The organism is Salmonella sp. WC3, from assembly GCF_042932255.1.
GTDB lineage: Bacteria > Pseudomonadota > Gammaproteobacteria > Enterobacterales > Enterobacteriaceae > Salmonella > Salmonella enterica.
Window position 1 is genome coordinate 192,839 of sequence record NZ_CP170629.1, and the last position, 26,373, is coordinate 219,211.

The window sequence follows — 26,373 nt, forward strand, 5'->3', positions numbered from 1 at the left end:
AAACTACAACAACGCTTCACTATGCTGGTCGCGATACTCCTTCGGCGTAGTGACGTACTCCTTTTTAAACACCGAATAGAAATATTGCAGCGACGGGTAGCCGCACATTTGCGAAATTTCGTTTATCGCCAACGTGGTGGAAATCAACAAACTACGCGCTTTTTCCAGCTTTTCGGCGTGGATCAGCGCATGTATCGTCTCGCCAACTTCTTCCTTAAAACGTTTTTCCAGGTTTGAACGTGAAATCCCAACCGCGTCCAGCACTTGCTCGACTTTAATGCCCTTACAGGCATGGTTACGAATAAAGTGCATCGCCTGGATAACCGCCGGATCGGTCAGGGAGCGATAGTCTGTCGAGCGGCGCGCAATGACGCGCACCGGCGGCACCAGAATGCGCTGTAACGGCATCTCTTCGCGCGCCAGCAAACGGTGCAGCAGTTTCGCCGCCTGATAACCCATTTGCCGCGCCCCCTGCGCGACGGAGGAAAGCGCGACGCGCGACAGGTAACGGGTTAACTCTTCGTTATCAATACCGATAACGCAAAGTTTTTCCGGCACCGGAATATGCAGGTGTTCACAGGCCTGCAATACGTGACGGGCGCGGGCATCCGTTACGGCAATGATGCCGGTTTGCGGCGGCAGCGTCTGAAGCCAGTCGGCGAGGCGATTTTGCGCGTGCTGCCAGTTTTCCGGCGCGGTTTCCAGTCCCTGATAGACTACGCCGCGGTATTTTTCCTCGGCGACCAGCTGGCGAAAGGCGTATTCCCGTTCCGCCGCCCAATGTTTGCGGCTGGAGTCGGGCAAACCGTAAAACGCGAAGCGGTTAACGCCTTTTTCTTTTAAATGCAGGAAAGCGCTTTCAACGAGCGCATGATTATCGGTGGCGATGTAATGAACGGCGGGATAATTTTCAGCAAGATGGTAAGAACCGCCGACCCCGACAATGGGTACGTCGACATCGGCCAATAATTGCGCGATATCGTCATCATCGTAATCGGCAATAACGCCGTCGCCTAACCACTCTTTAATGTTATCGATACGGGCACGGAAATCTTCCTCAATAAATATATCCCATTCGGATTGCGAGGCTTGTAAATATTCACCCACCCCCTCCACTACCTGACGGTCATAGGCTTTATTCGCGTTAAATAACAGAGTGATACGGTGACGTTTATCAAACATGAGGATATATCCTGCAAAAGTGAACCTGGACTCATGGATACTATCAAAACGGCTGACATAACGGTCTGGCGAATGATGACAAATTATTTTGCGCCTGAAACGTTATGCGAAATTCATCACAGCAAACGGCGGATGACAATTGTCATTTCTTATCTATATATTACGGTTTTTTGTTTATTTGCCAGGATTCGATCGCGATCGCTTTTTTCTTCTGTGGTTTTCAGCGTTTTTTTGAGAGCCAGAGCACATTTGGGGATTCTCTTAATAGCGGTGTGAAATAACGTAATTGAGCAATAAATCAGGAAATTCCAGTATGACGTTATGTCGTTTACTTGCCGTCTTATCTGATTATGGAGCTCACTATGCAGGCTTATTTTGACCAACTCGATCGTGTTCGCTATGAAGGCCCTCAATCGACTAACCCGCTGGCATTTCGTCATTACAATCCCGACGAGCTGGTTTTAGGTAAACGTATGGAAGATCACCTGCGTTTCGCGGCCTGTTACTGGCATACCTTCTGCTGGAACGGCGCGGATATGTTTGGTGTAGGCGCGTTTAATCGTCCGTGGCAGCAACCGGGCGAAGCGCTGGAGCTGGCGAAACGCAAAGCGGACGTGGCGTTTGAATTTTTCCACAAACTGAATGTGCCTTTTTATTGCTTCCATGACGTGGATGTGTCGCCGGAAGGCGCGTCGTTGAAAGAATATAAAAACAACTTCGCGCAGATGGTGGATGTGCTGGTGGCGAAACAGGAGCAGAGCGGCGTAAAACTGCTGTGGGGAACGGCGAACTGCTTTACCAACCCGCGCTATGGCGCAGGCGCCGCCACTAACCCGGACCCGGAAGTCTTTAGCTGGGCAGCGACGCAAGTGGTTACGGCAATGAACGCCACGCATAAACTGGGCGGCGAAAATTACGTCCTGTGGGGCGGGCGCGAAGGTTATGAAACGTTGCTGAATACCGATCTGCGCCAGGAACGCGAACAGATTGGCCGCTTTATGCAAATGGTGGTCGAGCACAAACATAAAATGGGCTTCCAGGGCACGCTGCTGATTGAACCGAAACCGCAGGAACCGACAAAACATCAGTATGATTATGACGTTGCAACGGTCTATGGCTTCCTCAAACAGTTCGGCCTGGAAAAAGAGATCAAAGTGAACATTGAGGCGAACCACGCGACGCTGGCGGGCCATTCGTTCCACCATGAAATCGCGACCGCTATCGCGCTGGGTATTTTTGGCTCCGTTGACGCCAACCGCGGCGATGCGCAACTGGGCTGGGATACCGATCAGTTCCCGATTAGCGTTGAAGAGAACGCGCTGGTGATGTACGAAATCCTGAAAGCGGGCGGATTCACGACGGGCGGTCTCAACTTCGACGCCAAAGTTCGTCGCCAGAGCACCGATAAATACGATCTGTTCTACGGTCATATCGGCGCGATGGATACGATGGCGTTGTCGCTGAAAATCGCCGCGCGTATGGTTGAAGACGGCGAGCTGGATAAACGCGTGGCGAAGCGCTATGCCGGCTGGAATGGCGAGCTGGGTCAGCAGATTCTGAAAGGACAACTCTCCTTAGGCGAACTGGCGCAGTATGCGGAGCAGCATAATCTGGCGCCAGTACATCAAAGCGGTCATCAGGAGCTGTTAGAAAATCTGGTTAACCGTTATCTGTTTGATAAATAACCCTATCTACCGGGCGACTCCGCGTTAGCCCGGCCTGTAGTCGTGATTAGCCCGGTAAGCGTAGCGCTGCCGGGCGCTTTCAGTAAAGGAACCCACACTATGTATATCGGGATCGATCTTGGTACATCGGGTGTAAAAGCTATCCTGTTGAATGAGCAGGGCGATGTGCTGGCTACGCATACTGAAAAACTGACCGTATCGCGTCCGCATCCCTTATGGTCGGAACAGGAACCAGAGCAGTGGTGGCAGGCGACGGATCGTGCGGTTAAAGGTTTAGGTCGGCAACAGTCGTTAAGTGGCGTCCGGGCGTTGGGCATCGCCGGACAAATGCATGGCGCGACATTACTTGATAGCCGTCAGCAGGTTCTGCGACCAGCGATTTTATGGAATGACGGACGCTGTAGCGAAGAGTGCGCCTGGCTGGAAAAACAGGTGCCGCAGTCGCGAGCGATAACCGGTAATCTGATGATGCCCGGTTTTACCGCGCCCAAATTAGTTTGGGTGCAGCGCCACGAACCGGATATTTTCTACCAGATAGACAAGGTTCTGCTGCCGAAAGATTTTCTGCGGCTGCGAATGACAGGCGTCTTTGCCAGCGATATGTCGGATGCGGCGGGAACGATGTGGCTGGACGTGAAAAAGCGCGACTGGAGCGACGTTATGCTCAACGCCTGTCATTTAACCCGACAGCAGATGCCAGCGTTATTTGAAGGTAGTGACATTACCGGAACGTTGCTGCCAGAGGTCGCCAGAGCATGGGGAATGCCAGCAGTACCTGTGGTGGCAGGCGGCGGCGACAATGCGGCTGGCGCGGTCGGCGTAGGAATGATCGATGCCGGACAGGCGATGCTCTCACTCGGAACATCGGGCGTCTATTTTGCCGTCAGCGACGGCTTTCTGAGTAAACCGGAGAGCGCAGTACACAGTTTTTGCCATGCGCTGCCGGAGCGCTGGCATTTAATGTCTGTGATGTTGAGCGCCGCCTCTTGTCTGGACTGGGCGGCTAAACTCACCGGGCAGGAGAACGTCCCGGCGCTGATTGCCGCCGCACAGCAGGCGGATGAGCATGCCGATTCGATCTGGTTTTTGCCGTACCTGTCCGGCGAGCGCACGCCGCACAATAATCCGCAGGCAAAAGGCGTTTTCTTTGGTTTAACCCATCAGCATGGCCCGGCGGAACTGGCGCGGGCGGTACTGGAGGGCGTGGGATATGCTCTGGCGGACGGTATGGATGTGGTTCACGCCTGCGGCGTCAAACCCGCCAGCGTGACGCTTATCGGCGGCGGGGCGCGCAGCGAATACTGGCGTCAGATGCTATCTGATATTAGCGGGCTACAGCTTGATTATCGTACTGGCGGCGATGTAGGGCCAGCGCTGGGCGCGGCGCGTCTGGCGCAAATTGCGGTGAATAAACAGACTCCGCTCGCCGATGTATTGCCGCAGTTGCCGCTGGAGCAGGCGCATTATCCTGATGCGCAGCGTCATGCGGTTTATCAACAACGTCGTGAAACCTTCCGTCGACTCTATCAGCAGCTGTTGCCGTTGATGTCATAAGTCAGAATGCCTTTCGGTTTTGGCTGAAAGGCATTTCCCGTAAATATTGATTCTATTGAATTATATCGAAGTAAGTATGTGTGTTTTCTGATTTTTATATTATTGCTGGGCAGGCGCCTTTTTCATCGCTATTTCTTCGCTTAATGTGTCTCACACAACCACAAGGAGAGTGAGATGGACGATCACGTTGCGCGCAGGAAACGGATATTCGGCCTGGGAATGTTAGTTGTCGGTGCAGTGGTATACCTGGTGGGACTGTGGCCAGGCTGTCATACATTAAGCGAAAAGGGATATTTTTTTGCGGCAATCGTCATGTGTGGTTTTCCAGTCTTAATTCGCCAGGAACACACGGGAAATGGCCGCTTGCTTTCTCGTTGCAAATCTTTGCTGTTGCTTGGCATCGGCATGGTCGCGGTCGGCGTATTTAACCTGGCGCTGGCGGGCGCGCTGAAAATACTGTGTCTGGTGGCGCTGGGGGTCAGTATATATGGAACCGATCTTTACGCTTCCTGCAGTGATGATGAATGATGGCCGGAGCCATCATTGTCGTTTAGCTAACCCATTTCCGTTTATCAATACGCTGTAACAGCATGGAAAGTAGCAGGCTTCCTGTCACCGTCGCGGCAAAAACCCACACGATGTCTAACGGCGGCCAACGTTTTAACTCCAGACCATTAGTACGTAGCGCATGGATAATCAGCGCGTGGAAACCATAAATACCCAGCGAGTGGCGGGAGATAAGCCCCAGTCCAGGTAACGTCCGCGCATTCAGCTTATTTTTAACTACCGTGAACAGTGAGACGGCGCAAATAAACACCATGGGACCGCAATACAGATACCAGGTATCGGCAAAATTTCCGCGCCAGCGTAATTCATGCAATGTGCCGCGAGAAATAACAAATACCGCGATGATGAACAGGGCAGCGCAGATAAGCGTCAGCGATGGCTTTTGCGTCTCCATCATGCCAATGGCGCGGCCCAGGATACCGTAGAGAATGTAGTAGAACGTGTCGCCGTTGATATACAGATTGATGGGCAACCATTCAACGCCGCCGATTTTTTGCGGCACAGTATTTGGGTTAGCAATAATACCAATGATCACCATCAGCATCAGGAGCATTTTGCCGCTCACGTTTTTTACCTGGATTAATGGCGATACCAGGTAGATCACCGCAATCGCAAAGAAAAACCACAGGTGGTAAAACACGGGTTTTTGCAGCACATTTTTTAGCGAAAGCTCGACGTTGATCGAAGTAAAAAGTGAAATGTAAGCCAGGGCGACAACGCTGTAAAAGATAAGGCACAGGGCGATACGTAAAAAATGCCGCGGTTGCGCGCAGCGCTCGCTAAAAAAAAGATAGCCTGAAATCATAAAAAACAGGGGAACGCTAACGCGCGAAGCCGAATTCAGGACATTCGCAATATCCCAGTTTAGCGGGCTGACGCTGTGGGCGTTGGTGATGTACCACGTTGTAGTATGGATCATCACTACCATTAAACAGGCGATCCCTCGCAGGTTATCAATCCAGTTAATTTTAGGCTGCATCAGTTCCTCAGCTTCCGTTTCAATAGAGTTCCAGCGCGGTGGCTCACTGGAAAAATCCGACTTTCTACGCTACATCTTGTGATGGTGTAAGGAGATTCGCACAATGTGTCTGCTACCCACAAACCTTAATAATAAGACTGACCAGCAAACCAGACGGTAATAAAAATGATAATGAAGTATTTCTGTTCTGTGATGATAGCCATCGCTCTGGTGGGATGCACAGCGACACCGCCACCGACGCAAAAAGCCCAGCAGAGTAAAGTGAGCCCAACACGCACGCTGGATATGGAAGCATTGTGTAAAGCTCAGGCGGCGCAGCGTTACAATACTGGCGCACAGAAAATTGCTGTTACCGGTTTCGAACAGTTTCAGGGGAGCTATGAGATGCGTGGTAATACTTTCCGTAAAGAGAGTTTTGTCTGCTCTTTTGATGCAGATGGGCAGTTTTTACATCTTTCTATGCGGTAAAAGCCGCGCCTGGTGAGGTGTGATGCCGCGAAATCCGGCAATTTTCGCTAAACAAACCGGTTTCATACTGTATATCTCGCATCCAGCGGGTATACTGGCTCCTTCCTTTAAATCCACACGTATCCAGCACGAAATAATATGCAAAAGTTTGATACCAGGACCTTCCAGGGCTTGATCCTGACCTTACAGGATTACTGGGCTCGCCAGGGCTGCACCATTGTTCAACCATTGGACATGGAAGTCGGCGCGGGAACTTCTCATCCAATGACCTGCCTGCGCGCGCTGGGGCCAGAGCCGATGGCGACTGCCTATGTGCAGCCTTCTCGTCGTCCGACCGATGGCCGCTACGGCGAAAACCCGAACCGCTTACAGCACTACTATCAGTTCCAGGTAGTGATTAAACCGTCTCCGGAGAATATTCAGGAGCTGTACCTCGGTTCTCTGAAAGAGCTGGGTATGGACCCGACCATTCACGACATCCGTTTCGTGGAAGATAACTGGGAGAACCCGACGCTGGGTGCCTGGGGACTCGGCTGGGAAGTGTGGCTGAATGGCATGGAAGTGACGCAGTTCACCTACTTCCAGCAGGTCGGCGGCCTGGAGTGCAAGCCGGTGACCGGTGAAATCACCTACGGTCTGGAACGTCTGGCGATGTATATCCAGGGCGTGGACAGCGTTTACGATCTGGTCTGGAGCGATGGCCCGCTGGGTAAAACTACCTACGGTGACGTATTCCATCAGAACGAAGTGGAGCAATCCACCTATAACTTTGAATACGCCGATGTGGATTTCTTATTCACCTGCTTTGAGCAGTATGAGAAAGAAGCCCAGCAGCTGCTGGCGCTGGAAAACCCGCTGCCGCTGCCGGCCTACGAGCGTATTCTGAAAGCCGCCCATAGCTTCAACCTGCTGGATGCGCGTAAAGCTATCTCCGTCACCGAACGTCAGCGCTACATTTTGCGTATTCGCACCCTGACCAAAGCAGTGGCAGAAGCTTATTATGCTTCCCGTGAAGCCCTCGGCTTCCCGATGTGCAACAAAGACAAGTAAGAGGCGGCCATGTCTGAGAAAACTTTTCTGGTGGAAATCGGCACTGAAGAGCTGCCACCAAAAGCACTGCGCAGTTTGGCTGAGTCCTTTGCTGCGAACTTCACTGCGGAGCTGGATAACGCCGGCCTCGCGCACGGTAACGTTGAATGGTTTGCCGCCCCGCGCCGTCTGGCGCTGAAAGTGGCGAATCTTGCTGAATCTCAGCCCGATCGCGAAGTCGAAAAACGTGGTCCGGCGATTGCTCAGGCGTTCGACGCCGAAGGCAAACCGAGCAAAGCGGCAGAAGGCTGGGCGCGCGGCTGCGGGATCACCGTTGATCAGGCCGAGCGTCTGAAGACCGACAAAGGCGAATGGCTGCTGTATCGTGCCCACGTGAAGGGCGAAAGCACCGAAGCTCTGGTGCCGAACATGGTAGCCACCTCGCTGGCGAAACTACCGATCCCGAAACTGATGCGCTGGGGCGCGTCTGACGTCCACTTCGTGCGTCCGGTGCACACTGTGACTCTGCTGCTGGGCGATAAGGTCATTCCGGCGACTATTCTGGGTATTCAGTCTGACCGCGTCATTCGCGGCCACCGCTTTATGGGTGAGCCGGAGTTCACTATCGACAATGCTGACCAGTACCCGCAAATTCTGCTGGAGCGCGGTAAAGTCATTGCCGACTACGAAGCGCGTAAAGCCAAAATCAAAGCGGACGCCGAAGAAGCGGCACGCAAGATTGGCGGTAATGCCGACCTGAGCGAAAGCCTGCTGGAAGAAGTGGCCTCGCTGGTGGAATGGCCGGTGGTATTGACGGCGAAATTCGAAGAGAAATTCCTCGCCGTGCCTGCCGAAGCGCTGGTGTACACCATGAAGGGCGACCAGAAGTATTTCCCGGTTTATGACAACGCGGGCAAGCTGCTGCCGAACTTTATCTTCGTCGCCAACATCGAATCGAAGGATCCGACCCTGATTATCTCCGGTAACGAGAAAGTGGTGCGTCCGCGTCTGGCAGATGCTGAATTCTTCTTCAATACCGACCGTAAAAAACGTCTGGAAGACCATCTGCCGCGTCTGCAAACCGTGCTGTTCCAGCAACAGCTGGGCACGCTGCGCGACAAGACCGACCGTATTCAGGCGCTGGCGGGCTGGATTGCCGGTCAGATTGGCGCTGACGTCAACCACGCCACTCGTGTGGGCCTGCTCTCCAAGTGCGACCTGATGACCAACATGGTCTTCGAGTTCACCGACACCCAGGGCGTGATGGGGATGCACTACGCGCGCCATGATGGTGAAGCGGAAGATGTGGCCGTGGCGCTGAACGAACAGTATCAGCCACGCTTTGCCGGTGATGACCTGCCGTCTAACCCGGTGGCCTGCGCGCTGGCGATCGCCGATAAGATGGATACTCTGGCGGGTATCTTCGGTATTGGTCAGCATCCGAAAGGCGACAAAGACCCGTTTGCGCTGCGTCGTGCCGCGCTGGGCGTGCTGCGTATTATCGTTGAGAAGAACCTCAACCTTGATCTGCAAACGCTGACCGAAGAAGCCATGCGTCTGTATGGCGACAAGCTGACCAATGCCAACGTAGTCGATGATGTGATCGACTTTATGCTGGGTCGCTTCCGCGCCTGGTATCAGGATGAAGGTTACACCGTCGACACTATCCAGGCGGTACTGGCGCGTCGTCCGACCCGTCCGGCAGATTTCGATGCTCGTATGAAAGCGGTATCACACTTCCGTACCCTGGAAGAAGCCTCTGCGCTGGCGGCGGCGAACAAGCGCGTCTCCAACATCCTGGCGAAAGCCACTGAGCCGCTGAACGATATCGTCCACGCCTCCGTACTGAAAGAAGCGGCGGAAATTGAGTTGGCCAGACATCTGGTTGTGCTGCGTGATAAGCTTCAGCCGTACTTTGCCGATGGTCGTTATCAGGAAGCGTTGATTGAGCTGGCGGCACTGCGCGCGCCGGTGGATGAATTCTTCGAAAATGTCATGGTGAACGCGGAAGAGAAAGATATCCGTATCAACCGCCTGACGCTGTTGTCGAAACTACGCGAACTGTTCCTGCAGGTTGCGGATATTTCGTTACTGCAATAAGCGTTCAGTTAAATAAACAAAAACCTGCTCTCGGGCAGGTTTTTTTATAACATAAATAGTATTAGTTGATTCGCTAATAATTCTGTAACTCATAGACGCGGTTATCTCTATTGATTGGCAAGAATCATTTCAGGAATACATTAACGCTGGCGGTACGGATATTGGCGTTAGAATAGCTGCGGGTGCTTGAGACTGTTTGTCTCAGGTATTCACCAAAAGGCAGACAGAGAAAATCCCCACCTGACTATACCCAAAATAATTCGAGTTGCTTAAAGGCGGCAAGGGAGTGAGTCCCCAGGAGCATAGATAACTATGTGACTGGGGTGAGCGAGCGTAGCCAACACATAAGCAACTTGAAGTATGAAGGGTATATAAATCAAAAGTGCACTGCGCCCATTATTGATCTCTTCAATAACGAAGCTATCCCCTACAGTATTTCAGAACGTCCAACCATGCCGATGATCGATGACATACTCATGAAGGCATTTGCCAGACTTGATGCGGGTACCAATCCGGTTCTTCATTCAGATCAGGGCTGGCAATACCGTCATCAATGGTACCAGTATCAGTTACGAGAGTTTGGCATCATCCAAAGTATGTCCCGCAAAGGCAACTGCCTTGATAATGCCTGTGCAGAATGTTTTTTCGGGACTTTAAAATCAGAAAGTTTTTACACCAGTAAATTTAAGGATATTGATGAACTTAAGATAGCTATTGAGGATTACATACGATACTACAATACCCGACGAATTAGCCTTAAATTTAACGGACTCAGCCCGGTTGAATAGCGCCTAAAGAGCTATCCAGGAAGAAATTAACAAGGTCTGTACAGGGATGCTATCAGGAAACCTGAACGTTGGTGGATACGCTCACGTAAATGTCTGCTATGAGCGAGGAACGGACGTTGATAGCACTTCACTTTCCCTAAGAATAAAATATGTAGAAAACGGGTTATGAAACTTTAGCTGCCTTGGGGGGCAGTTAAGTGATTAGCACATATTTAACACAGACTATTGACTGTAACTGGATTTTTTAATAACCTAATTAACAGGTTATGCGCAGACCTGTCAGCCTGTAGACAAATCCGCCAACGCGCTTTTTACCCCTTAGTTTTCAGAGCATATCCTTTTAACTTTGCTCTGTGTTTACAGGCCGCAGAGTATTTGTAAAAGGCATATGCAATGCTCTCACGCATCAATGTTAACAATCACCGATATGTCCCCTCACTCGATCAGCTTCGCAAACAAGCCCGTTTCCTCAGGGATTACTGCAATGTTCAATTGAACCATGCCTATGAGATGGTCGCGTATTTTTATCGGTTTTCTAGCTGGGGAGATCTGCTAAATCACACCACCAGTGATATAGCTATCGAGGATCAGCAAATCGTTGCTCACATGCGAGAAGAACTCCAGACATACAGAAACCGTCTGGCAGCATCTGATCTTCAACGATTATCCCAATTAGCAGCGCTGAAGGGCACCTTAACAGAGGCTGTGGTGAATGACCGTATAATGACATTAAACGCTCTGGATATCGTTCAGATCTATAATTGCCTGTACAACGAAGAATACTGGGGAGAGCCAGCTCCGGTTTCCTGGTATGAAGTACTCGATGAAACAGACAGATGTTTAGTGTTGCTTGCCAAACGGACAGCTCTGGCGGGCCGTACCAACACAGTCAATCCTCATATTAGCTTTCCATGGTTTGGATTCAGAATGTATGGATATTTACACATTGATGGAAACACACTGAACTACAACTGCAGAGAACTGGACAGCTACCTATGGCCCTCAGAAAAAAAATACACAACGATATTCAGCAGGCCGTGGTTTGCTGCATATGTCAGTGGCTTCATCCGTATGCAGCTTCATTCACTATGCAGTTCTGGCTTCTCAGGGAAAATGTCATTTGAGAGAATAAATAATGTCGATTTGGTTTCAGGACCAGTTAGACAATCATTCTTTAATGATGAAATACCGAGCTCGTCAATAAACACCGTTGTTGAAAATTTGCTCAGCATGGGAGGCGTGAGGGACACCAGAAAACAAAATATAACATTCCGTTTTGGCAACGGTGAAATGTATTGATGGATCGCTCATTCTGGATTTTACTCAGTGAACTCCCATCTTCAACAACTGCGTTTATTTTACTTTCAGGTGTCATCTATACGCTGGCCAGAAAAGGTTGCTTTCCCTCGCTTTCACAACGCCAGTTCTTTTATCTGATAATGACGTTTACCATGATAACTGGCTGTAAAATCTTATTTGGATAAAACTCACTAGGCCGATGTGCGACTTATTGATTAATATAATGGGGCTCTGGTAATTTCCGCTTCTGGCACAAAGCGAACATCAGTATTCAAAAAATGAAAAACGACGACTTGATGTATACCGTTTGCTATACATGGTGGTTGTGCTATTCTTGTAAAGCAAATGCTATACAAAGGGTGTCTCATGAAATCAGATGTTCAACTTAACCTTAGAGCTAAGGAATCGCAGCGGGCGCTCATTGATGCAGCTGCGGAAATCCTTCACAAGTCACGTACAGATTTCATTCTGGAAACGGCCTGCCAGGCTGCCGAGAAAGTGATCCTTGACCGCCGTGTATTTAACTTTAACGATGAGCAATATGAGGAGTTCATCAATCTGCTTGATGCACCGGTCGCAGATGATCCCGTTATCGAAAAACTGCTGGCAAGGAAACCTCAGTGGGACGTGTAACAGCACCAGAACCTTTGTCCGCTTTTCATCAGGTAGCTGAGTTCGTCAGCGGTGAAGCTGTGCTCGATGACTGGTTGAAGCAAAAGGGCCTCAAAAACCAGGCTCTCGGAGCGGCCAGAACATTTGTGGTGTGCAAGAAAGACACGAAGCAAGTAGCCGGTTTTTACTCTCTGGCCACCGGTAGCGTCAACCATACAGAAGCGACAGGCAACCTTCGGCGTAACATGCCAGATCCCATCCCTGTCATTATACTTGCCCGTCTTGCTGTCTATCTCTCATTCCATGGAAAAGGGCTTGGGGCTGATTTACTTCATGATGCAGTGCTTCGTTGCTATCGGGTTGCCGAGAATATTGGTGTACGTGCAATCATGGTTCATGCACTTACCGAAGAAGCCAAAAATTTCTACATTCACCATGGTTTCAAATCATCACAAACTCAGCAGCGAACATTGTTCCTTAGGCTCCCTCAATAGAATGCAAAGACTGTTACGTTCAAATCGCTATAAGCGATAATTTGATAGAACGTCTAAGGTTAGATTCAGGAAGAATACGACGAACAAAATATTGATGAGACAGGAATCCGCGTGATGCAAGAAAGCAACGGAATGGATAATCCGATTGCGGACAATGTTATTTAGTTATAGTCAGAAACAAAAAAGAGCCCATGTATTAAACGGATACTCTTTCTCTGATGCCCCGGTTAATCTGTCCAGGTTTTTGGGGTCAGTACAAAGTGAGGCCACCTCTGCCATTCTTGTGGCGTTATGCATTCTCAAGGCACCCTGTTAATTTTATCTTGTTGGCGTTTTATAGGCCCGATAACCCATTATGTTATCGGGCATTTTTTTAACGTAATGGTAATTCCGTCAGACAGGTCTGGCTGTCATCTCTGGTGGCAATGGCATGTGACGCCGTTTTACCGTTGTAGCTTACTTCGAGCGTCCCTTCCATATTGCGCGGTAGCCAAACACCGATAAATCCGTTTCGATAGCTTTGCATCTCTTTTTGTACGATGACAGCGCCTTTACTGTCTGTCACTTTTACAGTGAACGGTTTATTCGGCATTTCTCCCTGACAGCCGGAAAGGCTGTGGTTAAAACAGGGGTGTGTCCGCCATTCATAGGGCGCAAAAGAGAGATAGAATTTGTCGCCTAACGGCAGCGTATAAATCTGCTCTCCGTCAGATAATTTGAGCTCGGTACTGGTAATCGACGCGGAGTAAGGCAAAGGACGGCTCTGCGGCGTCTGATCAATCGTATCCACGATCTGCTCAACCGTTTTTCCCGCCAGCCCATGTTGCGCCAGAAAAGCGGATTCTGAGGATGCCGCAAGCGCGGAGCCGCTGGCGCATAAACCCAAAAGTAATAACCATGATGATTTCGACATAACTTCAATTCCTTGTGAACAATCTCCTTGCCTACTATAGGGGTTCCCCTAAGGGAAAGGTCAAAGGGACGCAGGGTAAAGTAATGCAAAGTTATGCTGGGGGAGAGGGGGAATTGGAATAAAAAAATCCCCGCCATCAGGCAGGGATTCAAAATGCTGAGCTTTTTAAGCTTACAGGCTGGTTACGTTGCCAGCTGCCGGGCCTTTAGCGCCGCTTTCGATGGTGAAGGAAACTTTCTGACCTTCGTCCAGAGATTTGTAACCATCGTTCTGAATAGCGGAGAAGTGTACGAACACGTCTTTAGAACCGTCATCAGGAGTAATAAAGCCGAAGCCTTTATCAGCGTTGAACCATTTTACGATACCAGTCATTTTACCGGACATAGTGTATTACCTTTTAAAAAATAAGTGTGCCTTTCGGCGTTATGGCGTGCTTTACAGATTTTTTAAGCGTTAAGGAAATGCGCACTACGAGGGGTATCTAATGGATAACTCTTGAAGGGACTTGCCTTACTAAACTGCTTTAATGGTCTGTACGTCAAACCGTTGAGCACATTAACTCATGTAATGCCGGGCGATGCAACTTTTATTTTACTTTATTTCTCCAGGCCAGGAATCGGGCGGGGAAAACGGTCCTTACGCAGGACCGTTAAAAACAGAAAGGGGTAAAAATTACTCCATCAATTGCTTACTTAAGCGTGGGTTCGCCTGTATCAGGCGCATTAATTTAAGCTCTGCTGGCGTGGGTTTTTCGCGTTTCGATTCCCATTCCTGAACCATGGCAACCGTTACGCCCAGCGCTCTGGCGAATTCATCTGTTTTTAGTCCCGTTCCTCTCCGTAACTGTTCAAATTCGGTAAAAGGATTGGGTTTTTGCGTCAGGGTGATCTTTCGCGTTTCATCTTTAAAAACAATTTGTTCCAGGCTGCTCAGCAGCTCAAACATCGGATCTTTATATTCCATTGAGAACTCCTGTAAATCACACAGCGGGATCGTGAAATGCATCGAAGCCTCTTAAGAATAGTCGGGAAACTTGCGGGTGGGGGGCGACGCGCCGCCAGGAAGCGCTATCGATTCGTTTCGATGCCTTACGCTACGCGACTTTTAGGACGCTAACAATTTGATCCAGGAAGGTATATCCGTCTTTCAGAAAATAATTGTAAAGATTAAAAAAATATTACATCCCCCGCTGGAAAGCTTTCTTGCCGCGTTTTTTATCGCAGTGTCAGGTCAAAAATTAACAATAAAATAACAAATTAAGCATTGATGCAGATAAACATAATTTTCCGCTACAAGATCGCGTGGAAAGGGTATCCTGCAAGCCTGACCTGGACTATCCTTGTAAGCCGTCAGGCACGCAGGTGTCGTTGTACGCATTTTTGGGTGAAAGGAGTATTAACAATGGCGACAGGTAAGTCCTGCTCTCGCTGGTTTGCGCCTGTTGTGGCGTTATTAATGGTGTTTAGCCTGAGCGGGTGTTTTGATAAAGAAGGCGATCAGCGCAAAGCGTTTGTCGATTTCCTGCAGAATACGGCAATGCGTAGCGGAGAGCGTTTGCCAACGCTGACGGCCGATCAGAAAAAACAGTTTGGTCCGTTCGTGTCTGATTACGCGATACTGTATGGCTACTCGCAGCAGGTAAACCAGGCGATGGATTCCGGTCTGCGCCCGGTGGTCGATAGCGTTAACGCCATCCGCGTTCCGCAGGATTATATGACGCAACGCGAGCCGCTGCGGCAGGCAAATGGTTCGTTAGGCGTGCTGGCGCAACAGTTGCAGAATGCAAAACTGCAGGCTGATGCCGCGCATGGCGCGTTAAAGCAGGCCGATGACCTGAAACCTGTGTTTGATCAGGTCTACAAAAAAGTAGTTACCGTGCCGGCAGATGCTTTGCAGCCGCTGATCCCGGCGGCGCAGATCTTTACGCAGCAGTTGGTACAAGTGGGCGATTATATTGCGCAACAGGGCGAGCAGGTGAGCTTTGTCGCGAACGGCATTCAGTTCCCGACCTCACAGCAGGCCAGCCAATATAATGCGCTGATTGGGCCGTTGGCCTCGCAGCATCAGGAGTTTAATCAGGCCTGGACGGCGGCGGTAAACGCGACCCAGTAATGACAGTCTGCCCGATAAGCGCAAGCCAGCGCTTATCGGGCCTGTAGCGTTATCCCGCCGCCTGCGGGTTGACGCAGTTCTTCTCTATTTTTCCCTGCAGCGCATCAATCAAATTATCCACCGCACAGGCCATCATATTGTAGCGCGTCTCATGCGTTGCCGAGCCAATATGCGGCACCGCGACGACATTAGACATGTTCAGCAGGGGCGAATCCACAGATAGCGGTTCATGCTCAAAGACATCCAGACCTGCCGCATATATTTCACCGTTTTGCAGCGCGGCAATCAGCGCGTTTTCATCGACCACCGGGCCGCGTCCGGCATTAATAAAAATGGCGGACGATTTCATTCTGGCAAACTGTGTTGCGCCAAACAGATGTCGCGTTTCTGCCGTTAGCGGCAGGATCACGCAGACAAAATCAGCCTCCTGCAACAACGTATCCAGATCGCAGTAGCGGGCGTTAAACCGGTCTTCTGCCTCCTGATGCCGCCGACGGGCGTGATAGAGAACCGGCATGGTAAACCCAAAGTGCGCTCGCTGCGCCAGCGCCATCCCGATACGCCCCATCCCAACGATACCGAGTGTTTTGTGATGCACATCGACGCCAAACCATGCCGGGCCAATGCTTTCCGTCCATTCACCCGCCTTAACCCGTTCTGCGACGTCCACCACGCGGCGGGCAGTGGCCAGCATCAACGCCATCACCGTATCGGCAACGGTTTCCGTCAAAACGGCAGGCGTGTGCATCAGGACTATTTTGCGGGCAGTAAGGGCGTCCACCTCGACATTATCGTATCCCACCGAGATGGTCGACGCCGCGCGTAGCGCCGGCATTTTTTCCAGCAGCGCGCGGTTAACGGTTTCGCTGGTGCCCAGAAGGCCTTGCGCGCTGGCAAATGCCTGCGCGTGTCGCGCGACCGTTTCCGGATGCAGGTTCGGTACCTGGGTGACGGTAAAATGCGCCTCCAGGCGATGCAGCAAATCATCAGGCAGGGTTTTGTAGAGAATGATGGACGGCTTCATGCGACTCTCCGTAAATCAAAAGGTAAGCGCGGCATGCGCCAATCGGAACAGGCTTATTATTAACCCGTTTAGCCATCATCGACCAGCCGATTTCCCCGCTGTCGGCAGCCGTGTCGTGGTAAATAGTGAATGAATACCGAATAATGCGAGGTGTATCCGGTCTGGCGAGGGAATAATGCAGGCCGGGTAAAGCATGCCGCCTTACCCGGTACGGTAGTTTACTGCAATGGACTCAAGGTAATTTCGACGCGGCGGTTTTGCGCCTTACCTTCTGCCGTACTGTTGCTGGCGATCGGGTTCGCCGGACCCATTCCGCTGGTACGGATACGGCTGGCGTCGACGCCCTGGGTGATCAGCGAACTGGCGACGGAGTCAGCACGCTGCTGCGACAGACGCATATTCAGATCGTGGCTACCGGTACTGTCGGTGTAGCCCACCACATTGACGGCGGTCTTGGGATACTCTTTCAGCACCATCGCCACGCCGGTCAGCGTGTTAGCGCCTGCCGGTTTCAGCGTCGCGCTGCTGCTGTCGAAGGTGACATTATTCGGCATATTCAGAATGATATTATCGCCGCTTCGCGTCACGCTAACGCCTGTGCCCCGCATTTTGTCACGCAGTTTCGCTTCCTGTACGTCCATGTAGTAACCCACGCCGCCGCCCAGCGCCGCGCCAGCCGCCGCGCCAATCAGCGCGCCTTTACCGCGATCTTTTTTGGAGGAGGAGAGCGCGCCGATGCCTGCGCCGACCAGCGATCCAATACCCGCGCCAATGCCGGATTTACCTGCTTCGCGTTCGCCGGTGTAAGGGTTTGTTGTGCAGCCAGATACTGCCAGGGCGCCGCTCACGATGGCAGCAATCACAAATACACGTTTTTTCATCTTAAATCCTTATCACTTTTTTATTTTTACCACAGCGACCGTGGCGGTTGATTATGACGTCTGCACATGAAGAAAATTCCAGGGAAAACTCTGAAATTTGTAAGTAACATTGATCGGCAAAATAAATAATCCCAATAATTCAGGAGCGAACCTTGACCCACGCACCATCGCGTCATTCGGTATTGACCGCCGCACACTGGGGGCCAGTCCGCGTTGAAACCGACGGAGAACGCATTTTTGCCTCGTATGGCGAACTCCCGACGGCACACCAAAATTCCCTGCAAACCGTTGTGCATGACCAGGTACACAGTAAAACGCGGGTTCGCTTCCCGATGGTGCGTAAAGGGTTCCTGGCTTCTCCCGATAAGCCGCAAGGCATACGCGGGCAGGATGAGTTTGTTCGCGTAAGTTGGGATGATGCGCTGGATCTGATCCACGCTCAGCACAAACGTATTCGCGAAAGTTATGGACCATCGTCCATCTTCGCTGGCTCCTACGGTTGGCGTTCGAACGGCGTATTGCATAAAGCGGCTACGCTATTGCAGCGTTACATGGCGCTGGCGGGAGGGTATACCGGCCATCTTGGCGATTATTCCACCGGCGCGGCGCAGGCTATCATGCCTTATGTGGTGGGTGGCAACGAGGTTTACCAGCAGCAGACTAGCTGGCCGGTGGTGCTGGAACACAGCGAGGTGGTGGTGCTCTGGAGCGCGAACCCGCTGAATACTCTGAAAATTGCCTGGAATGCCTCGGATGAACAGGGGCTCGACTATTTTGCGGCGTTGCGACAAAGCGGCAAGCGCCTGATCTGCATCGATCCGATGCGATCGGAAAGCGTCGACTTTTTTGGCGATAAGATGGAGTGGATCGCCCCACATATGGGCACCGATGTAGCGTTAATGCTGGGGATCGCCCATACGCTGGTGGAAAACGGTTGGCAGGATGAAACGTTCCTTGCCCGCTGCACGACGGGTTATGACCGCTTCGCCGACTATCTTTTGGGCACGACCGACGGTACGGCCAAAACAGCGGAATGGGCGGCGGAAATTTGCGGCGTTTCTGCGGTGAAAATCCGCGAACTGGCGGAAATATTTCATCATAACACCACCATGTTGATGGCCGGTTGGGGAATGCAGCGTCAGCAGTTCGGCGAGCAAAAGCACTGGATGATCGTTACGCTGGCCGCAATGCTGGGGCAAATTGGTACGCCTGGCGGCGGGTTTGGTTTTTCTTATCATTTTGCTAACGGCGGAAACCCGACGCGCCGCGCCGCCGTGTTAGCCTCGATGCAGGGAAGCATCCCTGGCGGGGTCGATGCGGTAGATAAAATACCGGTGGCGCGTATTGTCGAGGCGCTGGAAAACCCCGGTGGGTTTTACCAACACAATGGGATGGATCGCCGCTTCCCGGATATTCGTTTTATCTGGTGGGCGGGCGGCGCGAACTTTACCCATCATCAGGATACCAACCGTCTGATTCGCGCGTGGCAAAAACCGGAACTGGTCGTTATCTCGGAATGTTTCTGGACGGCCGCCGCGAAACACGCGGATATTGTTCTACCTGCGACCACCAGCTATGAGCGCAACGATTTAACCATGACCGGCGACTATAGCAATCAGCATTTGGCGCCGATGAAGCAGGTCGTGTCGCCCCGGTGGGAGGCGCGGAATGATTTTGACGTTTTTGCTGAACTGAGCGAACGGTGGGAAGTCGGCGGTTACGCTCGGTTCACCGAAGGAAAAAGTGAGCTGGCGTGGCTGGAGACTTTCTACAATATTGCCGCCCAGCGTGGCGCCAGCCAGGGGGTGACGCTGCCGCCGTTTGCCGCATTCTGGCAGGCTAACCGTTTACTGGAGATGCCGGAAGATCCCGACAACGCTCAGTTTGTGCGCTTCGCGGATTTTCGCCGCGATCCTGATAACCATCCGCTAAAAACGGCCAGCGGCAAAATCGAAATCTATTCTGCGCGCATTGCCAGCTATGGTTACGCGGATTGTCCCGGTCATCCGATGTGGCTGGTGCCGGATGAGTGGCACGGGAACGCCGATGCGGGGCAGGTTCAGCTACTTTCCGCACATCCGGCGCACCGTCTACATAGCCAGCTTAACTACAGTTCGTTACGGGAGCGGTATGCGGTAGCCGGACGCGAACCGGTGACGATTCATCCGCAGGATGCGACAACGCGCGGAATCGTCGATGGCGATACGGTACGCGTCTGGAATCATCGCGGGCAGGTTCTGGCGGGCGCGGTCGTTACCGATGGAATTCGGCCTGGCGTTATCTGTATTCACGAAGGCGCATGGCCGGACCCTGAACCTACCGCAGGCGGCATATGCAAAAACGGCGCGGTAAACGTCCTGACAAAAGATCTTCCCAGTTCCCGGCTGGGGAACGGTTGTGCGGGCAACACCGCGCTGGTCTGGTTTGAGAAATATACCGGCCCGGCGCTACCGCTTACGGCGTTTGATCCGCCTGCCAACTCATAATCCAGGTGGGGTGGGCGGTATCCTCCTGCCAGGCGCTATCTTCAATACGAAAACCAAGCGCATGGTAGAAGTTTACGGCGGATTGATTTTTCTGGTAAACCTCAAGGCTCAGCAGAGGAAAACGTTGCTGGACATATTCCAGAAGCGCTTTGCCAATGCCGTGTCTTAACGCGTCGGGGGCGACAAACAGCGCCCCGACAAAACGGGCTTCCAGTACGCTGACGAAGCCTTTCAGTTGTCCATTTTCCTCCCATACCCAGGTTTGTGCGGCGGGTAAATAGACGTCGCGTACAATTGCTTCGCTCTCGTGCCAGTAACGTTCTTCGATAAAGGGATGGGCATAAATGGTACTTTTCATCCACAGCGCCAGAATAGACGCCATGTCTTCACTCTGGGATTTGCGAATCATGTTTTTCTCCCGGATGGCAAAAACAGCCGGTAATATGGTCGTTGACCAGTCCGCACGCCTGCATAAAGGAGTAACAGATAGTCGTACCGACAAACTTGAAACCGCGTTTTTTCAATGCCTTAGCAAGCGCATCGGACGCAGGTGTTGAGGTGGGGATCTTATCCAGGCTGGCCGCCTGGGTGATCTGCGGCTGGCCATCAACGAATGACCAGACAAAATCGGCGAAAGACTCGCCGTTTTGCTCCATCGCAAGCCAGGCGCGGGCGTTACTGATAATGGCCTGAATTTTACCGCGATGTCGTATGATGCCCGTGTTCTGCAGCAGGCGTTCAACATCCTCCTCCTGCATAGCTGCGATGCGTACCGGGTCAAACTGATGAAAACAGGCGCGATAGTTCTCTCTCTTTTTAAGCACGGTGATCCAGGATAAACCGGCCTGTTGACCTTCAAGACAGATCATTTCAAACAGCTTTCTGCTGTCAGTTTCCGGTACGCCCCACTCGTTATCATGATAGGCAATATAAAGGGGGTCCTGGCTGACCCAGTCGCAACGCTGCATAGACTTCCTCGTTATTGTGGTTACCGCGAAAATTTCCTTCAACCCGCCTTGACGGGCCCGCTAAAAGGACAATAGTTAATACAGGGCTGATGCCCGACATCCTTCATTCAATGACAATAATATCGCCGAATTCGGCTCTACTCTGGAGTCGCGTTGATGATTGTAAGAAAACGCCGTGGTCGCCGGACGTTGTGTTGTCTGGCGGGCCTTATGGCCTGCTCGTTTTTTATCAATACCACGTATGCCTGGCAACAAGAATATATCGCTGAAGCGGCTCCGGGGCATACGACGGAACGCTATACCTGGGACAGCGATCACCAACCGAATTACAACGACATACTGGCCGAACGTATTCAGTCTACGCAAAATACGGTGGGTCCGGTGCTTAGCCTGGCGGATGAAACCCCGCTTGATGCGACCAGCGGTATCAGTATGGGCTGGAATTTTCCGCTTTCCCGACGCGTAACCACTGGGCCGGTCGCGGCGCTGCATTACGACGGTTCGACGTCATCAATGTATAACGAATATGGCGATAGCGCGACGACATTAGCGCTTACCGATCCGTTATGGCACGCCAGCGTCAGTACGTTAGGCTGGCGGGTAAACTCGCAGTTCGGCGATGTCCGTCCCTGGGCGCAAATCAGCTATAACCAACAGTTTGGGGAAAATATCTGGAAAGCGCAGTCCGGGTTGAGTCGTATGACCGCAGGAAATCAGGCGGGAAACTGGCTGGATGTCACCGTAGGCGCGGACGTGTTACTTAACCCGCACCTGGCGGCGTATGCGGCGTTTTCCCAGGCGGAAAATAGCGCTACGGATAGCGATTATTTGTATACCCTGGGGGTGAGCGCCAGGTTTTAACTTAAAAATTATAATCGAAACGCAGTGATAACAGCTCTTGTGGCGGAAGTAGGGTGCTAACCTTCTGCGTTATCTTTGCGCTGTTAATCATCTCGCTGGCACTTTCCACCACTATTCGCCAGCCGCAGCGGGAGGGGGTTAGCGAAGCGTCTGCGTAACACATGCAACACCAGGCGTACAGCGCACCCATTTGGTGCCCTTTTTTTTATTTAGCACAAATACCTAATCAATTGTAGTTAAAAAAACGTCTAATAAATAAGGAAGACATTTAACTTATTTATGAATAGGAAGAAATAATATATTAATTTATTCTTAATAAAAAATTACATTTATGTACGTTGCATTTGTAACATATTGATTTCTATTCTTTTTAAGATTAACTAACAATTATTTTTATATATACTAATTATAGTATCCAATACCCACCTCTATACACTCCATTTCCTCACAGAATGCAGATAATCCTAAGGATGCGTTCTGTTATCTACCGTCATAAATGGAGTTTTTAATGAAAAAGGTTGTTTTTGCTCTGTCTGCTCTCGCTGTAGTTTCCACTTCTGCTTTCGCTGCTGAATCTGGTGACGGCACCATTAAATTCACTGGTGAAATCGTTGACGCGCCATGCGTCGTTTCTACTGACTCCCAGAACCAGGAAGTTGTGCTGGGTCAGGTTAAGAAAAATATCTTCAAAGCCATTGGCGACAAGTCTTCTTCTAAGCCTTTCCAGATCAAACTGGAAGACTGTGACATCACCTCTAATACCAAAGTTAACGTAAGCTTCAATGGCGTTGGTGATACAGACGATGCGACACTGGTTTCTGTTAACACTGAAGCAGGTGCGGCAACTGGCGTGGGCATCGGTATCTACGACAACGCTAACAAGCTTGTTGAAATGAACACCGGTAAATCCACCACTACGTTGGCTGCTGGTCAGACCGTGCTGTACTACACCGCTAACTACGTTGCAACAAAAGATACTGTAACCACTGGTTACGGTAACGCAGAAGTGGACTTCAACCTGTCCTACGAATAATCGAATTTTCGTTAATACAGACAATCATAATGGCAACGGAAATCCCGTTGCCATTTTTTCCAGCGGAGGCTCAGGAAGAGAATCATGAACCGCTCACGTTTGATATCTTGCACAGCACTGGTGCTGGCGTTGATTGCTCAAAACAGTTTTGCCGGAGGCGTGGCATTAAGCAGCACACGTGTTATTTATGACGGTAGTAGAAAGGAAGCTTCTCTTACGGTAAATAATAAAAGCACCACGGATGAATTTCTCATTCAGTCATGGATTGATGATGCTAACGGTAATAAAAAGACGCCCTTTATCATCACTCCACCGTTATTTAAATTAAGCCCGACTAAAAATAACGTTTTACGTATTGTTAATACGACGAACACGTTACCGCAGGATCGCGAGTCCGTTTATTGGATTAACGTAAAAGCTATTCCTGCCAAAAGTGAAGACGCGGAAGCTAAAAACGTACTGCAGATCGCCGTACGTACCCGCTTAAAACTGTTCTATCGCCCGGCGGGCCTGAAAGGCAATAGCATGGACGGCTGGAACAAACTGCAGTTCACCAGCGCAGGGGCTAACCAGATCAAAGTGGAAAACCCATCTGCCTTTAACCTGACGTTTAATAAATTTTATGCCAACGGCCGTGATATTGAAAAAACGGGAATGGTTCCGGCAAAAGGCTCATTGAATATTGAACTGCCAGCCGGCACCGGCAAGGTAAGCGAAGTTAAATACAACATTATTAATGACTTTGGCACGGCTGGCGACATGTTGACACAGCGCGTTAACTAACACGTTTTAAAGGATTATTACTATGACATGGACGCATCTTCCTCTGGGCAATAAGACCTCGCGTTTCACGCAGTCTGCGCTTGCGCTGATGATAGCGGGTACGCTCCCCGCGTATGCGGGAACATTTAACCCGCGCTTTCTGGAGGATGTGCCGGGTATTGATCAGCACGTTGACCTTTCAATGTATGAATCCAATAAAGCTGAACACCTGCCAGGTAAATACCGCGTCTCGGTGGTGGTCAACGAAAAAAAAATGGAGTCTCGCACCCTGGAGTTTAAGGCAGCGACAGAGGCGCAGCGCGCAAAAATGGGTGAATCCCTGGTGCCGTGCTTAAGCCGCGTGCAGCTTGAAGATATGGGCGTGCGTATTGATAGCTTCCCGGCGCTGAAAATGGCCCCGCCTGAAGCCTGTGTTGCTTTTGACGACATTATTCCCCAGGCCGCCAGCCATTTCGACTTTGCAGACCAGACCCTGATCATGAGCTTCCCGCAGGCTGCGATGAAGCAGACAGCGCGCGGTACGGTGCCAGAATCGCAGTGGGACGAAGGGGTGAATGCCCTGCTGGTGGATTATAACTTTTCCGGCAGCAACGCCAGCTATGACGCACACGACAGTGAAACCAGCTACAACAGCGACAGCTACTATCTGAATCTGCGCAGCGGTATGAACCTGGGGGCATGGCGGTTACGTAACTATAGCACCTGGACGCGAAACGACGGTAACAACACATGGGATAACATTGGCACATCCTTAAGCCGTGCCATTGTACCGTTGAAATCACAGCTGACGTTGGGGGATACCTCCACTGCCGGTGATATTTTTGACAGCGTTCAGATGCGCGGTGTGCAGTTAACTTCCGACGAAGAGATGCTGCCTGACAGCCAGCGCGGGTTTGCGCCCGTCATCCGGGGTATTGCCAAAAGTAACGCCGAAGTTACCGTTGAGCAGAACAACTACGTTATTTACCGTACGTTTGTTCAGCCGGGTGCGTTTGAAATTAACGACCTGTATCCAACCTCAAACAGCGGCGACCTGACGGTCACCATTAAAGAATCGGACGGCAGTGAGCAGAAGTTCGTTCAGCCGTTCTCCTCGGTGGCGCTCCTCCAGCGTGAAGGCCATCTCAAGTACAGCCTTTCCGCCGGGGAATACCGTGCCGGGAACTATAACAGCGCCGAGCCGAAATTCGGGCAGCTTGATGCCATGTACGGCCTGCCATATGGCTTTACCGTTTACGGTGGTGCGATCTTCTCTGACGACTATTACTCGCTGGCGGGAGGATTAGGTAAAAACTTCGGCTATATCGGCGCGATCTCCATCGATGTAACCCAGGCAAAAAGCAAGCTGGCAAATGAGGATAATTCGGAAGGTCAGTCTTATCGTTTCCTCTACTCCAAGAGCTTTAACAGCGGTACAGATTTCCGTCTGCTGGGTTACAAGTATTCGACCAGCGGCTATTACACCTTCCAGGAAGCGACGGATGTGCGCAGCGATGCGGACAGCTCTTATAGCCAGTACCACAAACGTAGTCAGATTCAGGGCAACGTGACGCAGCAACTGGGCGCCTGGGGCTCGGTCTATTTTAACGTCACGCAGCAGGACTACTGGAACGATGAAGGTAAACAGCGTTCGCTGAATGCCGGTTATAACGGCCGTATTGGCCGCGTGAACTACAGCGTTGCTTACACCTGGACGAAAAGCCCGGAGTGGGATGAGAGCGATCGTTTACTGTCATTCTCCATGTCGATTCCACTGGGACGCGTGTGGAGTAACTACCACCTCACGACCGATCAGCATGGCCGAACCAACCAGCAGTTAGGGGTGAGCGGCACCGCGCTGGAAGACCACAACCTGAACTATAGTGTGCAGGAAGGCTACGGCAGCAACGGCGTGGGTAACAGCGGCAGCGTGAACCTGGATTACCAGGGCGGCGTGGGTAGCGCCAGCCTGGGTTACAACTACAACCGTGACGGCCAGCAGGTGAACTACGGTTTGCGCGGCGGTGTGATAGCCCATAGCGAAGGTATCACTCTTTCTCAACCGCTGGGTGAATCCATGGCCATTATCTCCGCGCCGGGCGCGCGCGGCGCGCACGTGATCAACAACGGTGGTGTGGAAGTGGACTGGATGGGTAATGCGGTCGTGCCTTACCTTACTCCGTACCGTGAAACGGAAGTCTCACTGCGAAGCGACAGTCTGAACAACCAGGTTGACCTGGATACCGCCTCCGTCAACGTAGTGCCGACACGCGGCGCGATTGTTCGTGCCCGCTTCGATACCCGAGTGGGCTATCGCGTGCTGATGAATCTGACGCAGGCCAATGGCAAAGCGGTGCCGTTTGGTGCTACCGCCACGCTGCTGGATACCACAAAAGAGTCCAGCAGCATTGTGGGTGAAGACGGTCAGCTTTATATCAGCGGGATGCCGGAGAAAGGTGCCCTTCAGGTGAACTGGGGTAAAGACCAGGCACAGCAATGCCGCGTGGCGTTTACGCTGCCGGAGCAACAGGATAATACCGGCGTGGTGATGGCGAATGCCGTCTGCCGGTAACAGG

General features: G+C 51.4%; 24 protein-coding genes and 1 pseudogene. 16 read left to right on the forward strand and 9 right to left on the reverse strand.

The annotated features are described in order from the left end of the window. Positions 1–3: 3 nt before the first annotated feature. On the reverse strand, positions 4–1,182 hold the full coding sequence (gene xylR / locus ACFK9X_RS00915; protein WP_000459824.1) for a D-xylose utilization transcriptional activator XylR: 1,179 nt from the start codon (positions 1,180–1,182) through the stop codon (positions 4–6). 362 nt (positions 1,183–1,544) lie between these two features. On the opposite strand from xylR, the gene xylA reads away from it, so the two are divergent. The 3 genes from xylA (at position 1,545) to ACFK9X_RS00930 (ending at position 4,949) form a co-directional block, all read left to right on the forward strand. Continuing rightward, the gene (gene xylA, locus ACFK9X_RS00920) at positions 1,545–2,867 is read left to right on the forward strand and encodes a xylose isomerase (protein ID WP_151115260.1); all 1,323 of its coding nucleotides are present in this window, start codon (positions 1,545–1,547) and stop codon (positions 2,865–2,867) included. A 99-nt stretch (positions 2,868–2,966) separates the two neighbouring features. Continuing rightward, positions 2,967–4,421 (forward strand): xylulokinase, encoded by a 1,455-nt coding sequence (gene xylB / locus ACFK9X_RS00925; RefSeq protein WP_151115262.1) that lies wholly within the window; start codon positions 2,967–2,969, stop codon positions 4,419–4,421. A gap of 174 nt (positions 4,422–4,595) precedes the next feature. Beyond that, positions 4,596–4,949, forward strand: a complete 354-nt coding sequence (locus ACFK9X_RS00930; RefSeq protein ID WP_151115264.1) for a YiaA/YiaB family protein — start codon at positions 4,596–4,598, stop codon at positions 4,947–4,949. 22 nt (positions 4,950–4,971) lie between these two features. Here ACFK9X_RS00930 and ACFK9X_RS00935 read toward each other — a convergent pair whose 3' ends face one another. After that, the gene (locus ACFK9X_RS00935; protein WP_080193335.1) at positions 4,972–5,967 is read right to left on the reverse strand and encodes an acyltransferase; all 996 of its coding nucleotides are present in this window, start codon (positions 5,965–5,967) and stop codon (positions 4,972–4,974) included. A 165-nt stretch (positions 5,968–6,132) separates the two neighbouring features. Between ACFK9X_RS00935 and ACFK9X_RS00940 the strand changes: the two genes are divergently transcribed. The 7 genes and pseudogenes from ACFK9X_RS00940 (at position 6,133) to ACFK9X_RS00970 (ending at position 12,757) form a co-directional block, all read left to right on the forward strand. Continuing rightward, on the forward strand, positions 6,133–6,435 hold the full coding sequence (locus tag ACFK9X_RS00940) for a YsaB family lipoprotein (RefSeq protein WP_000605590.1): 303 nt from the start codon (positions 6,133–6,135) through the stop codon (positions 6,433–6,435). A gap of 138 nt (positions 6,436–6,573) precedes the next feature. Then, positions 6,574–7,485, forward strand: a complete 912-nt coding sequence (gene glyQ, locus ACFK9X_RS00945) for a glycine--tRNA ligase subunit alpha (protein WP_001168556.1) — start codon at positions 6,574–6,576, stop codon at positions 7,483–7,485. 9 nt (positions 7,486–7,494) lie between these two features. Then, positions 7,495–9,564, forward strand: a complete 2,070-nt coding sequence (gene glyS / locus ACFK9X_RS00950; protein WP_151115266.1) for a glycine--tRNA ligase subunit beta — start codon at positions 7,495–7,497, stop codon at positions 9,562–9,564. Between the two features lie 389 nt (positions 9,565–9,953). Then, positions 9,954–10,352, forward strand: a pseudogene (locus ACFK9X_RS00955) (transposase); the annotation flags it as partial. 393 nt (positions 10,353–10,745) lie between these two features. Beyond that, positions 10,746–11,651: a hypothetical protein gene (locus ACFK9X_RS00960; RefSeq protein ID WP_151115268.1), complete on the forward strand. Its 906-nt coding sequence runs from the start codon at positions 10,746–10,748 to the stop codon at positions 11,649–11,651. Positions 11,652–11,996: 345 nt separating this feature from the next. Further along, the gene (locus tag ACFK9X_RS00965) at positions 11,997–12,284 is read left to right on the forward strand and encodes a DUF1778 domain-containing protein (RefSeq protein ID WP_000965886.1); all 288 of its coding nucleotides are present in this window, start codon (positions 11,997–11,999) and stop codon (positions 12,282–12,284) included. Further along, complete coding sequence (locus tag ACFK9X_RS00970) at positions 12,272–12,757, forward strand: GNAT family N-acetyltransferase (RefSeq protein WP_000533911.1); 486 nt, start codon at positions 12,272–12,274, stop codon at positions 12,755–12,757. Before ACFK9X_RS00965 ends, ACFK9X_RS00970 begins: the two co-directional genes overlap by 13 nt. Positions 12,758–13,130: 373 nt before the next feature. Here the strand turns inward: ACFK9X_RS00970 and cueP are convergent, their stop codons facing one another. The 3 genes from cueP to ACFK9X_RS00985 all read right to left on the reverse strand — a co-directional run bounded on the left by cueP (position 13,131) and on the right by ACFK9X_RS00985 (position 14,633). Then, positions 13,131–13,670, reverse strand: coding sequence for a copper-binding periplasmic metallochaperone CueP (cueP, locus tag ACFK9X_RS00975; RefSeq protein WP_000047148.1), 540 nt, complete (start codon positions 13,668–13,670; stop codon positions 13,131–13,133). Positions 13,671–13,841: 171 nt separating this feature from the next. After that, complete coding sequence (gene cspA, locus ACFK9X_RS00980) at positions 13,842–14,054, reverse strand: RNA chaperone/antiterminator CspA (protein WP_000014594.1); 213 nt, start codon at positions 14,052–14,054, stop codon at positions 13,842–13,844. Between the two features lie 288 nt (positions 14,055–14,342). Beyond that, positions 14,343–14,633, reverse strand: coding sequence for an HTH-type transcriptional regulator (locus tag ACFK9X_RS00985; protein WP_000455790.1), 291 nt, complete (start codon positions 14,631–14,633; stop codon positions 14,343–14,345). Positions 14,634–15,071: 438 nt separating this feature from the next. On the opposite strand from ACFK9X_RS00985, the gene ACFK9X_RS00990 reads away from it, so the two are divergent. Further along, on the forward strand, positions 15,072–15,782 hold the full coding sequence (locus tag ACFK9X_RS00990; RefSeq protein ID WP_080214401.1) for a DUF3053 domain-containing protein: 711 nt from the start codon (positions 15,072–15,074) through the stop codon (positions 15,780–15,782). 49 nt (positions 15,783–15,831) lie between these two features. On the opposite strand, the gene ghrB is transcribed toward ACFK9X_RS00990, so the two are convergent. Both ghrB and ACFK9X_RS01000 read right to left on the reverse strand, forming a co-directional pair. Next, entirely contained in the window at positions 15,832–16,806 is a 975-nt protein-coding gene (gene ghrB, locus ACFK9X_RS00995; RefSeq protein WP_000804688.1) for a glyoxylate/hydroxypyruvate reductase GhrB, read from the reverse strand. Between the two features lie 218 nt (positions 16,807–17,024). After that, positions 17,025–17,687 (reverse strand): OmpA family lipoprotein, encoded by a 663-nt coding sequence (locus ACFK9X_RS01000; protein WP_000747548.1) that lies wholly within the window; start codon positions 17,685–17,687, stop codon positions 17,025–17,027. Positions 17,688–17,839: 152 nt separating this feature from the next. Here ACFK9X_RS01000 and ACFK9X_RS01005 point away from each other — a divergent pair, with 152 nt between their 5' ends. After that, positions 17,840–20,173 (forward strand): molybdopterin guanine dinucleotide-containing S/N-oxide reductase, encoded by a 2,334-nt coding sequence (locus ACFK9X_RS01005; RefSeq protein ID WP_151115270.1) that lies wholly within the window; start codon positions 17,840–17,842, stop codon positions 20,171–20,173. On the opposite strand, the gene ACFK9X_RS01010 is transcribed toward ACFK9X_RS01005, so the two are convergent. Together ACFK9X_RS01010 and tag are read right to left on the reverse strand one after the other, a co-directional pair. Beyond that, a complete protein-coding gene (locus tag ACFK9X_RS01010; protein ID WP_000619902.1) occupies positions 20,142–20,582 on the reverse strand; it encodes an N-acetyltransferase in 441 nt (146 codons plus the stop codon). The two genes, ACFK9X_RS01005 and ACFK9X_RS01010, sit on opposite strands and share 32 nt — an antisense overlap. Then, positions 20,560–21,141 carry a DNA-3-methyladenine glycosylase I gene (gene tag, locus ACFK9X_RS01015; protein WP_001188418.1) on the reverse strand — a complete coding sequence of 194 codons (582 nt, stop codon included), beginning with the start codon at positions 21,139–21,141 and terminating at the stop codon, positions 20,560–20,562. The genes ACFK9X_RS01010 and tag overlap by 23 nt, the downstream gene beginning before the upstream one ends. Positions 21,142–21,297: 156 nt before the next feature. On the opposite strand from tag, the gene ACFK9X_RS01020 reads away from it, so the two are divergent. The 4 genes from ACFK9X_RS01020 (at position 21,298) to lpfC (ending at position 26,369) form a co-directional block, all read left to right on the forward strand. Then, positions 21,298–22,002 carry an autotransporter outer membrane beta-barrel domain-containing protein gene (locus ACFK9X_RS01020; protein ID WP_000637062.1) on the forward strand — a complete coding sequence of 235 codons (705 nt, stop codon included), beginning with the start codon at positions 21,298–21,300 and terminating at the stop codon, positions 22,000–22,002. A gap of 508 nt (positions 22,003–22,510) precedes the next feature. Then, complete coding sequence (lpfA, locus tag ACFK9X_RS01025; protein WP_001519917.1) at positions 22,511–23,035, forward strand: long polar fimbria major subunit LpfA; 525 nt, start codon at positions 22,511–22,513, stop codon at positions 23,033–23,035. 84 nt (positions 23,036–23,119) lie between these two features. Beyond that, complete coding sequence (lpfB, locus tag ACFK9X_RS01030) at positions 23,120–23,818, forward strand: long polar fimbrial chaperone LpfB (protein WP_001082123.1); 699 nt, start codon at positions 23,120–23,122, stop codon at positions 23,816–23,818. A 22-nt stretch (positions 23,819–23,840) separates the two neighbouring features. Next, positions 23,841–26,369, forward strand: a complete 2,529-nt coding sequence (gene lpfC, locus ACFK9X_RS01035; protein ID WP_000220310.1) for an outer membrane usher protein LpfC — start codon at positions 23,841–23,843, stop codon at positions 26,367–26,369. The last annotated feature ends 4 nt before the right edge of the window (positions 26,370–26,373 follow it).